Genomic DNA, 13,343 nt, shown 5'->3' with positions numbered 1-13,343 from the left:
GGAATTTCCGACCGGGGTGTTTCCATGCTCGAGCGGTTAGAGTCGATGCATGCCCGCCGCTCCCCTGCCGTTGCGCGACGGTCTCGACCCCACCCGGGTGCGAATGCCGGACAGTGCAACCGGGGTGACCGTGCTCGAGCATCTGCGCGCCCGGTTCCCCCAGGACGCAGCGAGGCTGACCGAGAAGGTCGCCGGCGGCGAGATCGTCGACGCGGCAGGCGTACCCATCGACTCGACGACGGTCGCGAGACCGCGATCGGACATCTATCTCTACCGCGATCCACCCGTGGAGCCGACGGTGCCGTTCTCCCTCGACGTTGTCCATCAGGACGAGAACCTGCTCGTCGTCGACAAGCCGCACTTCCTGGCCACCACCCCACGCGGCGCCTACGTCGCGCGATCTGCCCTCGTCCTGCTCCGACGCCGATTCGACCTGCCCGAACTGAGTCCGGCGCATCGCCTGGACCGACTCACCGCCGGTGTTCTGGTGTTCACCGTCAGGCAGCAGGCTCGGCGGCCGTACCAGGAGTTGTTCGCTCAACGCGCGATCACCAAGCAGTACGACGCCATCGCCCCACTCGCCCAGGACCTGGACTTTCCGCTGACCGTACGCAGCCGAATCATCAAGGAACGCGGCGTCCTTCAGGCTCGTGAGGTACCCGGCGAGCCCAACGCGGACACTTTCGTGGAACTCGTCGACACGCGCGGAACCCACGGCCTGTACCGATTGCATCCGCGAACCGGAAAGACCCACCAACTTCGAGTTCACATGTGCTCGTTGGGAATTCCGATCGTCGGCGACAATTTCTACCCGGCGTTCCGCGATGTCGCCGACGACGATTACTCCGACCCCCTCCGCCTGTTGGCCCGTTCGATCGAGTTCGTCGATCCGCTCAGCGGCCTGGTTCGACGATTCGAGAGCGATCGGAGTCTCGAACCACCTGCGATGCAGCAGATTCGGCCGTGACGTCGGCGATCTCGGCGGTACGGACCGTGATGCGATGCGAAATGACTGCAAGCGCGAACAATCCGATCGCAACGTTGAACAGCGCGGCAAATCCTTCCTGAGCGAAGTCCACGAGGGCGTTGAGAAGAGTGAATATCAACGCGGACACGCGGAGGATGCGCAGAGGCCAGAGCGGGCCTTCCGGGCGTAACCGCAGCATCGCCGGCAGCGCCGTGGCGAAGGTGAGACAGGCACTGACGAACAGGATCCCGCTGGCAATTCCCATGCCGTCGATGTCGATCGTCAGGTCGCGCCGATCGATGTCCAGGTCGCCGATCACGAGTTCGACGATTCCGAACACCACTCCGGCCCCGGAGAGCAGAACCAGTCCCCAGCCGACGACGGGAATCCACCGGGGGCTGGTGAAGAAGGCGGGGATCAGCCGAGGAACGAAGTTCCACAGCGAGTGGGTCCGCGACGTCGACGAACGACAGCGACCGAGCAACAGTCTGATCCCGGCCACGGTGTCCGCGTCGGCCCCCTCGGCCTCGGCGCGCGCGAGCATTCGTAGCGCCCAGTCGCGCCGATGCTTGGGCAGTCCGTGCGCGACGCCGTCGGCGGCGATCGCAGCCGCATTGGCCAGCGATTCGTCGACCGAGGGCCGGCGGAACTCCCGGACGATCCTGCTGAACACCAACAGCAGGACCACCAGGACGTACATGATCTCCGACGAGGGTCCGTAGAAATAGTCGTTGTCCTTGGTGACGAATTTGCCGACTTCGTCGAGGAACAACCCGAATCCGATCCCACCGAGCAGCACGGTGAACACCCGAACGCCGAACCCGATGAACATCCACCCGATCAGCAGCGCGAGCATCATCGCCGCTCCGCCGTACAGGGCATGAGCGATGTGCAGCGACTTTCCGCCTACCTGGGGATAGTGGGTCAACTCCAGGTATGCCCTGGTGATCAGAATGGTCGCGATGGCCACGACCATGAATGCCTCGGATGCGGGGCTGCCGTAAGCATCGCGAATCATGCCACTGCGGTATGTGGTCCCCGAACGACCCGTCATCGATCGATTATGTGCCGCCCGCCGCGCCCACGGGCGGTTTTCGGTCGCCTCTGTTTCCCGGGTTGACAAACTGGGTTGCCGAAACTGCAATGGAGTCATGGACGACACGAACAAGGGTCTGGACGAGGTCATCGCAGGCCTCGGCCCCCGCCTCAAGCGCATCAGGATGGAGAAGAACACCACCCTGGCGTCGCTGTCGGACACCACGGGAATTTCGATCAGCACACTGTCACGGCTCGAGTCCGGTGACCGCAAGCCCAGCCTCGAGTTGCTGTGGCCCATCGCTCGGGCCCATCAGATGAAACTCGACGATCTGGTGACTGCACCTCCCGTGGCGGACCCTCGGGTGCGCACCACGGCCACCGTTCGCGAACATGTGACGATCCTTCCTCTGACGCTGCGTCCCGGCGGCCTGCAGGCGTACAAGCTTCTGATCCGCCCGGAGAGCTCGGAGCCGCGTCCCCGAACCCACGAGGGGTACGAGTGGTTCTACGTCCTCGACGGCACCCTGCGTCTGATTCTCGGCGAGCACGATCTGACGATGAAGGCCGGTGAGGCAGCCGAATTCGACACTCGTGTGCCGCACTGGTTCGGTGCCGTCGGAGACCGGCCGGTCGAGCTTCTGAGCTTGTTCGGACCCCAGGGCGAGCGGATGCACGTGCGGGCGAAACCGACGGTATGAAATGTCATGTCCGTGTGAGACAGTGAAGCCCGTTCGACCCCAGGAACCGCTTCGGTCATCCGCACCGACCACACCATCTCGAGGAAAAAGATGACCGACAGACTGCCCGAATCGCCTGCATCTCGTACTCACGTGGACATCGCAACCGGCGTGCTCATCGGGATCCACGGCGGCTCCGTCGCCGACGCCATCGACGAGCTGTTCACGACCGCGAGAAATCACCGGGTCAGTCTGTTCGAGCTCTCTCGCACACTCATCACCGTCGCGGAGGGCCGCGACATCGAGCGATCCTCCGCAACCGATGCGGTGTACGAGGTGTGGGGCTCGGCACTCGGCCGTCGAGGCGCGGAGACGACCTTCGGTATGGTCACCGATTCCGCAGCTGTCTGATCGAACCCGGGAGTCAGCCGCGAACGGATGGATCGCTGCGCAGCTCGGGAAAGCGCGCCGTCATCGCATCGATGTGTCGGTACATTTCGTACAGCTCGGTCCTGAGCGCCGACGCCTCGGACTCGAATGCTCGGGCCTTGGATTCGGCGCGATCCGCGCGAGCTCGAAATGCCTTGGACTGCGCCAGTTCGATGGAGGCCGAACACGTCTCGATGTGTTCGGCCAGTCCTCTCGCGAACACCTTTGCCTGCTCGAGGTTGACGGCATAGTTGTCGTCTCGCGGAGCCGGTGACGCCGCGCCGTTCGCTGTGCCCATGGAACTCGTCACCCTCGATCGTCGGCCGGAAATTCTTTCGCGACTCTACGCTCGGCGTCGAACGCTTCGTTCGTGAACCGGTGTCAGCCGAAGACGAGTGCCAGGACCACGGACGCCGAGGTGGCGGCGATAGCGATCACGATGGTCGCCGCTATGGCTCGCTGTCGCACCGTGCGGTAGCTCGCCCCCGCACGAGCACCGGCGAAGTCGTCATCGTCGGCATCGAGATCGGAGTCGTAGAAGTCGTCCGAGTTCAGCCCGTCCTCGTCGAAATAGACGACGTCTCGCGGCGGCACCCACTGTTGTCCGTTGGCTTCGATCGCGGCCCCGAGCCGTTCGAGCCGAATCCGAGCACGGGTGGGGTACCAATCGGACGGCGCGTGGATGGGCAGGGCCCGCGCCATCATCAGAGGCGATCTGTACTGCTTCTCCAGTGCGGCGAACGCAGCGGACGCCGTCGGATCGTCGTCGGACTTGTCGGTGAGAAACCATGCCGCTCCGGCCGCCGCACGATCGCCGAGTACCAGATACGTGTACGCGAGCAATTCGAGAATGCCGGGCGATGTCGGGTTTCGGACCAATGCGCCGACCAGTCGATCCCTGGCAGCGATGCTGTCTCCGCGCGCCAGATCCTCCTGCGCTCGATCGATCACGTCCACGCGTCGACAATAACTCGTGGACGCGAAAAAGCCCCTGCCGGAGTACCGGAAGGGGCATTCATCGTGCTTGTCGATACATGTGCTCGTCGATCCACACCGTGGTGGCCAGGGCCGGGATCGAACCGGCGACCTTCCGCTTTTCAGGCGGACGCTCGTACCAACTGAGCTACCTGGCCGGGCGGCACCGGTACTAGAATGCCATCGCAATGCCGATACTCTCGTATCGATGTTGCGACCCTGACGGGACTCGAACCCGCGACCTCCGCCGTGACAGGGCGGCGCGCTAACCAACTGCGCCACAGGGCCTTGCTGTTGTTGCCGCGCTATTTCTAGCGTAGAAACTCTCCGAACTGCAAATCCGCACCTCGCGGAGAGCGAGACGAAGAATGCTGTACTGCCGACCGGGTTGTCAAACCGATCTCTTCCTACGTACCCCCTACGGGATTCGAACCCGCGCTACCGCCTTGAAAGGGCGGCGTCCTAGGCCGCTAGACGAAGGGGGCCCGCCGAACTGCTTCGACGTTACCCTCAACGGCGTTCCGTTGGGAGCTGGGATAGCTTAGGACACTTTCGCTGTAAATCTCAAACCGGCAGGTCAGAGGCGGTTTTTGCGCAGTTTTCACTGTAGTGATCCCACCCGTGCAGTTTGAACTCGGCGAGCCAACGCTCCGACGCCATCGCTAGCAGCACGACCTCGACGGATTCTTCGAACCGCTCGCGCAGATCTGCGTTGTCGGCCACCAGATCCGACATGTAGCGCTGACCCGCCATCGACGCTGCGAGCACTCGCACGAACTTGGTCGCGTCGAACTCCGGCTTCAGGTCACCCATCGCCAGAGCACGCTCGGCCTGCGCGAGCCCCTGAGCGCCCCAGACTCGACCGCCGCCCGAATGGACCTCCGCGTAGAACTCCGGCTCGACTATCAGCCGGAACTCCGCGCGCACGATCACGTCGTTCTGGAAGTTCTGTGCGATGTCGTCCACGATCCCGCGGATGACGTAGAACGGATGCGCAGTGGTGTCGGCCCACTTCTCCGTGATGGCGACGTACCGATCCAGTCCGGCAGCGAGCACAGCCCGGGCCAGATCTTCCTTGGACTGGAAATGGAAATACATCGCGCCCTTGGTGGCATTGGAGCCCTCCAAAATGGTGTTGACGGATGCAGCTGCGTATCCGCGTTTGGCGAATTCCGCCGCCGCCGCCTCCACGATGGCCGCCCGGGTCCGCCGTGCGCGCTCTTGTTGTGCCATGTATTCCGTGCCTCCGAGCCCCAAGCGCCCTGCGTATCCGCAGGTAGTACAGATAGAGAGTACTTCACCCGAACGACATGCGAGTCGACTCACCTACGGTTCGCTTCGACACATACACCCGACAGAAAAATCGGTTAGGCAACCGAAACAAGCCGAATGGAATGATCTGCGCGGCTCGAGTGCGCTGCAGGGGGTGCGCACTCGAGCCGCACTTCTGCGCCCCTCCCCGCGCCGAACCACACGCCGACCCAGTCGCTTTCGGCGGTGCCCGAGACACCGTCCGTTCCCCACGAACCGAACGGTCGACGCGTCGCCCACGCCGCTCCGGGAGCACGGACAACTTTCGGTTAAAAACCGAATTACATTTCACGGTAACGGATCTCGAGCGCCAACTGCTTCGCCTTGCTCGTTAGCATTTCAAATCTACTGCCCAACAAACGAATACGTCGTAGGTGCCGAGCACATTCGGTCAAATCGATTGCACGGTAATCGATATGAGAAAGACCGCTCGGTAACGTTTCCGACACGTTCACGGTCTTCGACCGAGCTGGCGCCTGCGCTGACTTACTGTGAAATACACCACAGGGGGAGATCGGCCGATTCGAGACGAGTGAATGCCATGAAGGTATCGATCTGCGCATTTCGTTCCATCACGACGGTGATCGCGGTGGCCGTGCTCACGCTCTCGACGACCGGAACGGCGACCGCCGACCCTCTGGGCAACTTCGTGGCACCCGTCGCCGATCCAGCTCTCTACCTACCCACACCACTCGGCGAGCCCTGGTTCGATCCGCCCGCAGGCTACGAACAACGACCTCCCGGGTCGGTGCTGGCAACCCGACAGGTGACCGTCGGGCCGCTGTTCACGCCGGTCACGTCGACTCAGATCCTGTTTCGTACCAACGACTCCAAGGACCGGCCCGTTGCTGCGGCCACCACCGTGATCGTGCCGACCGCACCGTGGACAGGGTCCGGAAGCCGGCCCGTCGTGGCGTACAACATGGCCATCAACTCACTCGGCAACACGTGCGCACCGTCCTGGCTGCTCCCGCGCGGGTTGGCCCGGGAGATCCCGGCAGTGCAGGCCTTCCTGGCCAAGAACTACGCCGTCGTCGTCACCGATCACGAGGGGCCACGGCAGGCGTACGCCGCCGGACGCATGGCCGCGCACGCGGTACTCGATGCCCTCCGAGCGATGGTCCGGCTACCCGAGCTCGGCTTGCCCGCGTCGTCTCCGATCGCTGTCACGGGGTATTCGGGTGGGGCGATCGCCACAGGTTGGGCGGCGCAAGTGGCCCCCTCGTACGCTCCCGACGTCAACCTGGTCGGCGCGGCGTTCGGTGGTCCGCCGACCGATTACCGGATTCTGCTGACGTCGATGAACGGAACTGCGGCATCGACGCTCTTCCTGTCCGCAGCGCTCGGAGTGGCCCGCGAGTACCCCGAACTGTTCTCGCTGATGAACGCCAACGGACTGCGACTGGCCACCGTCGCCAAGGACATGTGCGTCAGCCTGCTCGCCCCCGGTGGACTGGTGGCCCCGATCCCCGCGCAGGCGCTCTCGGACATCCCCGACGTCGACCGCACCGAGATCGCCGAAAGCGTCATCGCCGCGACCCGCCTCGGCGGCGACCTCGCCCCCACCATCCCCACGATGATCTACCAGGGACAACAGGAGTTCTGGATTCCACGACAGGGAGCCGAGACCCTCTACGACGAATGGTGCGCGCAGGGTGCGAACGTCAGACTCGAGGAGTATCTCGGCGAGCACCTGATCGTCGCGTTCAGCGGCATCCCGGGCGCGTACGCCTGGATCGACGACCGACTGGCCGGCATTCCGGTGCCGAGCGGATGCAGCAGCTTCGGACGCTGACCCCGGTCGACACCACTGCCGGGGGTACTGCCCGTCGGCACCGCGCGGCCCATTACACTTTCGAGCCGCGCCCCTATAGCTCAGTTGGTAGAGCTACGGACTTTTAATCCGCAGGTCGTAGGTTCGAGTCCTACTGGGGGCACCATCTTGACCAGGTAATTCCTGGTCAGACGCAGTATCGGGAGCCTCAGAATCACCCGAAGTGGTCACCGAATGGTCATGAAGACCCTGACGTAACCCCTGGTCACGGCCCGCGCGAGGCACCAACCCAGCGGCCGCTTCCGCGACGAATCCCCTACCGGGCACTCCTGCGGTAGGGATTCATCGTTTTCAGAGGCTGTCGAGGTAGGCGTCGACGTCGGTCCGTCGCCACTTCAGCGGCAAGTTTGCGGGGCCGAGCTTGATCGCCTTGGAATACAGCGGGTGCGTATGCCGGTTATTGTGAATAGTCCCCACCGCAACACCCAGCTCAGCGGCAAGTTCGTGAACGTTCATCAGACGCGGATTCGCGCTCATTTTGAGAGCAGATCAGCCCCGATGTTCGTGAGCAAGCTGTAACGCAACTCGGTACCCAGACCATATAAAAGTTTGTATAGTGACAGGGTGAGCAAGCGACGGGATACGTGAAAGAGGTCGACTTCATCGGCAAGGCCCTCGATGACCTGAGGGACTTCCCGGACGAAGCACGCCAGCAAGCGGGCTATCAAATCGATCTACTGCAACGAGGCGGTAGACCCGTCGGGGCCAAGCCCATGGGCACAGTAGGTCAAGGTTGCCAAGAGTTGGTCATCGACGCCAACGATGGTTGGTTCCGAGTGTTCTATGTCACCAAGGTTGGCGACACAATCGTTGTTCTTCATGCGTTTCAGAAGAAGACGAACCAGACATCCCAGAAGGACATCAAGATCGGTCAGGCGCGATACAAGATCGCGCTGGAGACCTTGGGTTCGGGACAGTGATGAGGAGAGTACAAACGATGTCGGAATCACAGAGGTTCGCAAGTGTGTGGGACGCGTTGTCCGATACGCCGGCCGAAGCCGAGAACCTCAAGGTGCGCTCCGCTCTGATGATCAAGATCAAAGAGCGCATCGACGAGTTCGGCTGGTCGCAGACGGTCGCAGCAAGAAACCTGGGAGTAACCCAGCCCCGGATATCAGATCTGAAGACAGGCAAAATCGATCGATTCTCGGTCGACAACCTGATCAACATGGCGGGAACGGTCGGCCTGACGGTCTCGGTGAATATCGACGCTGTACAGGCCTCGACAGACGCCACCTCGACAGAGGGTGTGTCGAAAACGGACTGCCAACTCGTCTGACGCACCCTTCAATTGCATGCCCCCCTCCCACCAGTGGAGGGGGGCATTTTCGTGCCATCGTTCGGTGGCTTCGAAGTGGTCACAGAGGAACCGTGTGACCACGCAACCAGCCGTCACCAACCGATGGCACGGAGGTCCGTCGAACAGGACTGACTGTCACTCACTGGGTTTCACCGTCATCAGGTGTCACGGACTCGTTCTGACTTTTAATCCGCAGGTCGTAGGTTCGAGTCCTACTGGGGACACCACACACCGTCCTGGTAACAGTGATCACACCTGTCCGGAACGTACACTCGGACGTAACGATCGGCCGAGGCCGAGCGACGTGCAGGGGGAACTGCAGCGGTCGTGAACTCGCGGAAGCCGGTCGGAGGATCGACGCTCCGGGGGCACATCGCGTCGATCGACACCGAACATCACGACCGCCGGAACAGCAAGTGAACAGGCTCGACACGGTTCACACCGAACCTACGGTGCCGTAAGCTGGACCGGTCGTACGCAATCTATGGAGGCGATCTAATGGCGAGGGATCTGACACAGCTCGAGCTTCTGCAAGAGCTGGTGCCCACTGCCGAGGACAATGTGAACCGTCACATCTCGATGGCGCGGGAGTGGCACCCTCACGACTACGTCCCGTGGGACGAAGGTCGCAACTTCGCCGCACTCGGCGGCCAGGACTACGACCCGGAGCAGTCCAAACTCTCCGACGTCGCACAGGCCGCGATGATCACCAACCTGCTCACCGAGGACAACCTGCCGTCCTACCACCGTGAGATCGCCGAGAACTTCTCCCAGGACGGTGCCTGGGGAACCTGGGTCGGCCGCTGGACCGCCGAGGAGAACCGCCACGGCATCGTCATGCGCGACTACCTCGTCGTCACCCGCGGCGTCGATCCCGTCGCCCTCGAAGAAGCCCGCATGATCCACATGACCAACGGGTTCGCCTCACCGGCAGGATCACAGACGGGTCTGCTGCACTCGGTCGCCTACGTGACCTTCCAGGAACTCGCCACCCGCGTCTCACACCGCAACACCGGCAAGGTCTGCGACGATCCGATCGCCGACCGGATGCTCCAGCGCATCGCCGCCGACGAGAACCTGCACATGATCTTCTACCGAAACATCACCGGCGCAGCGATGGACATCGCTCCCGACCAGACCCTCGACGCGATCTCCGACATCGTGACGAACTTCGTCATGCCCGGTGCCGGGATGCCGAACTTCCGCCGCAACGGTGTGCTGATGGCCAAGCACGGCATCTACGACCTGCGTCAGCACCTCGAGGACGTCGTCTGGCCGGTCCTGCGCAAGTGGAGCGTCTTCGAGCGCAACGACTTCACCGCACGCGGGGAGAACAAGCGCGAAGAACTCGCCGCGTTCCTCGAAGACCTCGAGCGGCAGGCCACCAAGTTCGAGGAAATGCGCGATCGCTCCCTCGCCCGCGAACGCGCGAAGGCCGAAGCACGCGCGTCGTAAGCTCAGATCGGCTGGTGTGCCCGGTACCGACTTCGGTGCCGGGCACCACTGTTTTCCGGCTTCTGTCTTCCGACCGCTGTCCCCGGCCCACCGATGTCACCATGATCACGTTCCCTCCGTTCCAAAGGCTTCCCTCATGACACTGCAGATCGGCTCGCTGGAGTTGCGCAGCCCCGTTGTCCTCGCACCGATGGCCGGCGTCACCAACGTGGCGTTCCGCACCCTGTGCCGGGAGCAGGAGTTGAAGCGGGCCGGTAGCACCTCGGGTCTGTACGTCTGCGAGATGGTCACAGCGCGAGCGCTCGTCGAACGGCAGCCGGCCACGATGCACATGACGACGTTCGGCCCCACCGAAACTCCACGGTCGCTGCAGCTCTACACCGTCGATCCGGACACCACGTACGCCGCCGCGAAGATGATCGTCGACGACGATCTGGCCGACCACATAGACATGAACTTCGGCTGCCCGGTTCCGAAGGTCACCCGAAAAGGCGGTGGTGCCGCACTGCCCTACAAGCGAAACCTGTTCGGCCGCATAGTCGCTGCTGCCGTCAAGGCAACCGAGGGCACCCACATTCCCGTCACCGTCAAGTTCCGCGTCGGCATCGACGAGAACCACCACACTCATCTCGATGCAGGACGGATCGCCGCAGGCGAGGGCGCAGCGGCGGTGGCTCTGCACGCCCGAACCGCCTCGCAGCGTTACTCCGGAACCGCCGACTGGAACGAGATCGCTCGACTCAAGGAACATGTCTCCGGCATCCCGGTCCTGGGCAACGGCGACATCTTCTCCGCGTCCGACGCGGTCCGCATGATGGCGGAGACCGGGTGCGACGGCGTCGTCGTCGGGCGGGGTTGCCTCGGTCGGCCCTGGCTGTTCGCCGAACTCAGCGCCCGCCTCAACGGTCGGCCCGAACCCACTCCACCCACCCTCGGCGAGGTGGCCACCATCATCGCTCGGCATGCCGAGTTGCTTGCCCAGCATCACGGCGAGAAGAAGGGCCTGCGAGAACTACGCAAGCACGTCTCCTGGTACCTGCGCGGATTCCCGGCCGGATCCGACCTCCGGGTCTCGATGGCATTGGTCTCGACCCTGACCGAGCTGGACGACCTTCTGGCGCAACTCGATCCGACCGTTCCGTTTCCCAAGGACGCCGAAGGCCCCCGTGGTCGACAGGGCTCACCGGGCGCGGTGTCGCTGCCCGACGGTTGGCTCGACGATCCCGAGGACGTCTGCGTCCCCGCCGGTGCCGACCTGATGCATTCCGGCGGCTGATTCGCACCTGACCAGCCGCCCACCTCGCTCGAGTGGACCCTGCCGCTCGAGTCAGTACTATGGCTGGGATTGCCGAGCAGGCGGCGCGTGCGTGTGATGGAAGGCCAGGTTCGAATTCGTGGGAGACGATCGAGAGTCGGGCCCGTCGGTGCCCGAGGGTCGCGCCCCATGGGAGCGCCCGCTGTCCTCAATCAGACAAACCGGCGCAATCGGACGGTCGGGGCAGCGCCCACCTCACTCCGAAGGCCCCGCAACACCGGACGAGGAGCAACCGCCTCAGCCCGAGGACAGCGGCAGACTCGGCAAACGATCGCCGCGTAACGCCGACACCGTCTCGGTCGCCGAGTTGGTGGACAAGATGTCGCGCTCGGGATCGACTCGGCGGGCGCCGGACGACCGTCCCGAGGTCGAAGAGCCGACCGAGGTCATCGCCCCCATCACCGATTCCACTCCCCCACCTGCCCGAGCAGTGCCGCCGACTCCGCCGCCGCACGCGGCACCGGAACCGGTGGGTGCGCCCGCAACGGATCGCCCGGCCCTGACACGGTTGGCCATGAGCCGGGTGCGCCGACGCCGTCGAGTCCGGATGATCGGCCGAAGCCTGGTCTCCCTCGTCGCGATTCTGGCGGTGGCCTTGACCGGAGTGGTGTGGGGATACCTCCGCAACACCGATCAGGGATTTCTCCAGGTCGCCGCCCTCGATCCCGATTCGACCGACGTCGTCGACGCCGAAGGCCAATACGGCGACGAGACGTATCTGATCGTGGGCACCGACACCCGCACCGGGGCCAGCGGCGAGGTGGGTGCCGGCACCGTCGCCGACGCCGAGGGAGCCCGTTCGGACACGGTCATGCTCGTCAACATCCCGGCCGACCGCAGCCGCGTCGTCGCCGTCTCGTTTCCCCGTGATCTCGATGTGACGCGGCCGGAATGCGAGGCGTTCGACAACGACACCAATACCTACACCGGAGAGATGTTCCCCGAGGCATACGGCGACAAGCTCAACGCCACGTATGCTCTCGGCGGCCCCAAATGTCTGGTCAAGACCATCCAGAAGATCTCGGGCCTGCGTATCGGACACTTCGTCGGGATGGACTTCGCCGGATTCGAGTCCATGGTCGACGAGGTCGGTGGTGTCGAGGTCTGCACCGCGCAGCCGCTGATCGATTACGAATTGGGTGACGTCCTCCCCAACGTCGGAACACAGCGCATCGACGGCCGCACCGCACTGAACTACGTTCGAGCGCGCAACGTCGAGTCCGAGGGCAACGGCGACTACGGCCGCATCAAGCGACAGCAGCGTTTCCTGTCGTCGCTTCTGAGGTCCGCGCTCTCGAACAACGTGCTGCTCGATCCCGGCAAGCTCAACGGATTCGTCAACGCGTTCACCTCGGACACCTTCGTGGAGAACGTCAAGACTCAGGACCTGGTGACGCTGGGGCGCTCGCTGCAGAACGTGGACGCCGGTGCGGTGACCTTCCTGACCATTCCCACCACCGGCACCAACGACTACGGCAACGAGATCCCCAACGACGACGCGATCGGTGCGATCTTCCAGGCCATCATCGACGACGCTCCGTTGCCCGGTGAGGAACGCGCGGAGCCGGTGACACCCGAAGAGCCCGCACCTGCCGCCGTACCCGACGCGCCGCTGTTGGCCGTCGATCCAGCAACTGTCTCCCTGCAGGTGTCCAACGCATCCGACATCGCCGGGATGGCTCAGACGGCATCCGACGAACTCGCGGTCTACGGCTTCCAGATCCTGACGGTCGGCAACTTCTCGGGCACCGCGGCCCAGACCGTGGTGCGCTACTCCCAGGATCAGGAGGCTGCTGCGGCGACCGTCGCGTCGGCGATACCCGGCGCGGCCATCGAGCTTGCACCGAGCCTGAACAACGTCGTCGAGGTGGTGCTCGGCTCGAACTATCCCGGATACACCCAGTTTCCGACGGCATTCGGCACCCAAATCGATCCCACTCAGGTCGAGGGCACCACCCAGAGTGCGCCCCTTCCGGAGGATCTCTCGTACACCAACGCCGCCGACGACACGTGCGCCTGAGTTCATTCATGCTCCGTTAACC

At 63.7% G+C, this 13,343-nt stretch carries 14 protein-coding genes and 4 tRNA genes; 10 read left to right on the top strand and 8 right to left on the bottom strand.

Annotated features, from left to right (window positions below):
* Positions 1-49 precede the first annotated feature (49 nt).
* Positions 50-967 carry a pseudouridine synthase gene (locus tag QM615_RS18515; RefSeq protein ID WP_269594805.1) on the top strand — a complete coding sequence of 306 codons (918 nt, stop codon included), beginning with the start codon at positions 50-52 and terminating at the stop codon, positions 965-967.
* On the opposite strand, the gene QM615_RS18510 is transcribed toward QM615_RS18515, so the two are convergent.
* Complete coding sequence (locus QM615_RS18510) at positions 894-1,985, bottom strand: hypothetical protein (protein ID WP_269594804.1); 1,092 nt, start codon at positions 1,983-1,985, stop codon at positions 894-896. The two genes, QM615_RS18515 and QM615_RS18510, sit on opposite strands and share 74 nt — an antisense overlap.
* A gap of 133 nt (positions 1,986-2,118) precedes the next feature.
* Here QM615_RS18510 and QM615_RS18505 point away from each other — a divergent pair, with 133 nt between their 5' ends.
* Complete coding sequence (locus tag QM615_RS18505) at positions 2,119-2,703, top strand: helix-turn-helix domain-containing protein (RefSeq protein WP_149405019.1); 585 nt, start codon at positions 2,119-2,121, stop codon at positions 2,701-2,703.
* A gap of 90 nt (positions 2,704-2,793) precedes the next feature.
* Complete coding sequence (locus QM615_RS18500; protein ID WP_143536687.1) at positions 2,794-3,093, top strand: ANTAR domain-containing protein; 300 nt, start codon at positions 2,794-2,796, stop codon at positions 3,091-3,093.
* 13 nt (positions 3,094-3,106) lie between these two features.
* On the opposite strand, the gene QM615_RS18495 is transcribed toward QM615_RS18500, so the two are convergent.
* From QM615_RS18495 to QM615_RS18470, 6 genes are all read right to left on the bottom strand, one after another.
* The gene (locus tag QM615_RS18495) at positions 3,107-3,409 is read right to left on the bottom strand and encodes a hypothetical protein (protein WP_149405017.1); all 303 of its coding nucleotides are present in this window, start codon (positions 3,407-3,409) and stop codon (positions 3,107-3,109) included.
* Positions 3,410-3,492: 83 nt separating this feature from the next.
* Entirely contained in the window at positions 3,493-4,068 is a 576-nt protein-coding gene (locus QM615_RS18490; RefSeq protein WP_094671531.1) for a DUF6584 family protein, read from the bottom strand.
* Between the two features lie 99 nt (positions 4,069-4,167).
* Positions 4,168-4,244 (bottom strand) — tRNA-Phe (locus QM615_RS18485).
* Positions 4,245-4,300: 56 nt separating this feature from the next.
* A tRNA-Asp gene (locus QM615_RS18480) sits at positions 4,301-4,374 on the bottom strand.
* Between the two features lie 124 nt (positions 4,375-4,498).
* Positions 4,499-4,571: transfer RNA gene (locus QM615_RS18475), tRNA-Glu, on the bottom strand.
* 79 nt (positions 4,572-4,650) lie between these two features.
* On the bottom strand, positions 4,651-5,319 hold the full coding sequence (locus QM615_RS18470) for a TetR family transcriptional regulator (protein WP_068047934.1): 669 nt from the start codon (positions 5,317-5,319) through the stop codon (positions 4,651-4,653).
* A 619-nt stretch (positions 5,320-5,938) separates the two neighbouring features.
* On the opposite strand from QM615_RS18470, the gene QM615_RS18465 reads away from it, so the two are divergent.
* Both QM615_RS18465 and QM615_RS18460 read left to right on the top strand, forming a co-directional pair.
* Entirely contained in the window at positions 5,939-7,192 is a 1,254-nt protein-coding gene (locus tag QM615_RS18465; protein WP_283347725.1) for a lipase family protein, read from the top strand.
* Between the two features lie 69 nt (positions 7,193-7,261).
* A tRNA-Lys gene (locus QM615_RS18460) sits at positions 7,262-7,337 on the top strand.
* 185 nt (positions 7,338-7,522) lie between these two features.
* Here QM615_RS18460 and QM615_RS18455 read toward each other — a convergent pair.
* The gene (locus QM615_RS18455) at positions 7,523-7,708 is read right to left on the bottom strand and encodes a helix-turn-helix transcriptional regulator (RefSeq protein ID WP_269594802.1); all 186 of its coding nucleotides are present in this window, start codon (positions 7,706-7,708) and stop codon (positions 7,523-7,525) included.
* A 107-nt stretch (positions 7,709-7,815) separates the two neighbouring features.
* Between QM615_RS18455 and QM615_RS18450 the strand changes: the two genes are divergently transcribed.
* The 5 genes from QM615_RS18450 (at position 7,816) to QM615_RS18430 (ending at position 13,321) form a co-directional block, all read left to right on the top strand.
* The gene (locus tag QM615_RS18450) at positions 7,816-8,151 is read left to right on the top strand and encodes a type II toxin-antitoxin system RelE/ParE family toxin (protein ID WP_283347724.1); all 336 of its coding nucleotides are present in this window, start codon (positions 7,816-7,818) and stop codon (positions 8,149-8,151) included.
* A gap of 17 nt (positions 8,152-8,168) precedes the next feature.
* Positions 8,169-8,510, top strand: a complete 342-nt coding sequence (locus QM615_RS18445) for a helix-turn-helix domain-containing protein (protein ID WP_269594800.1) — start codon at positions 8,169-8,171, stop codon at positions 8,508-8,510.
* A 519-nt stretch (positions 8,511-9,029) separates the two neighbouring features.
* Positions 9,030-9,986, top strand: coding sequence for an acyl-ACP desaturase (locus QM615_RS18440; RefSeq protein ID WP_283347723.1), 957 nt, complete (start codon positions 9,030-9,032; stop codon positions 9,984-9,986).
* A gap of 136 nt (positions 9,987-10,122) precedes the next feature.
* Positions 10,123-11,262 carry a tRNA dihydrouridine synthase DusB gene (dusB, locus tag QM615_RS18435; RefSeq protein WP_269594799.1) on the top strand — a complete coding sequence of 380 codons (1,140 nt, stop codon included), beginning with the start codon at positions 10,123-10,125 and terminating at the stop codon, positions 11,260-11,262.
* 118 nt (positions 11,263-11,380) lie between these two features.
* Positions 11,381-13,321 carry an LCP family protein gene (locus QM615_RS18430; protein ID WP_269594798.1) on the top strand — a complete coding sequence of 647 codons (1,941 nt, stop codon included), beginning with the start codon at positions 11,381-11,383 and terminating at the stop codon, positions 13,319-13,321.
* Positions 13,322-13,343 lie beyond the last annotated feature (22 nt).

This window comes from Rhodococcus sp. IEGM 1341 (genome assembly GCF_030056895.1).
Lineage (GTDB): Bacteria > Actinomycetota > Actinomycetes > Mycobacteriales > Mycobacteriaceae > Rhodococcoides.
Note: the sequence above shows the minus strand (reverse complement) of the source record. Positions and strands in the feature narration are given on the sequence as shown.

Bases quoted from the DNA above. Each gene is read 5' to 3' on its own strand.
- QM615_RS18515 (WP_269594805.1), top strand. From the start codon at position 50: ATGCCCGCCGCTCCCCTGCCGTTGCGCGACGGTCTCGACCCCACCCGG.
- QM615_RS18510 (WP_269594804.1), bottom strand. From the start codon at position 1,985: ATGATTCGCGATGCTTACGGCAGCCCCGCATCCGAGGCATTCATGGTC.
- QM615_RS18505 (WP_149405019.1), top strand. From the start codon at position 2,119: ATGGACGACACGAACAAGGGTCTGGACGAGGTCATCGCAGGCCTCGGC.
- QM615_RS18500 (WP_143536687.1), top strand. From the start codon at position 2,794: ATGACCGACAGACTGCCCGAATCGCCTGCATCTCGTACTCACGTGGAC.
- QM615_RS18495 (WP_149405017.1), bottom strand. From the start codon at position 3,409: ATGGGCACAGCGAACGGCGCGGCGTCACCGGCTCCGCGAGACGACAAC.
- QM615_RS18470 (WP_068047934.1), bottom strand. From the start codon at position 5,319: ATGGCACAACAAGAGCGCGCACGGCGGACCCGGGCGGCCATCGTGGAG.
- QM615_RS18465 (WP_283347725.1), top strand. From the start codon at position 5,939: ATGAAGGTATCGATCTGCGCATTTCGTTCCATCACGACGGTGATCGCG.
- QM615_RS18455 (WP_269594802.1), bottom strand. From the start codon at position 7,708: ATGAGCGCGAATCCGCGTCTGATGAACGTTCACGAACTTGCCGCTGAG.
- QM615_RS18445 (WP_269594800.1), top strand. From the start codon at position 8,169: ATGTCGGAATCACAGAGGTTCGCAAGTGTGTGGGACGCGTTGTCCGAT.
- QM615_RS18440 (WP_283347723.1), top strand. From the start codon at position 9,030: ATGGCGAGGGATCTGACACAGCTCGAGCTTCTGCAAGAGCTGGTGCCC.
- dusB (WP_269594799.1), top strand. From the start codon at position 10,123: ATGACACTGCAGATCGGCTCGCTGGAGTTGCGCAGCCCCGTTGTCCTC.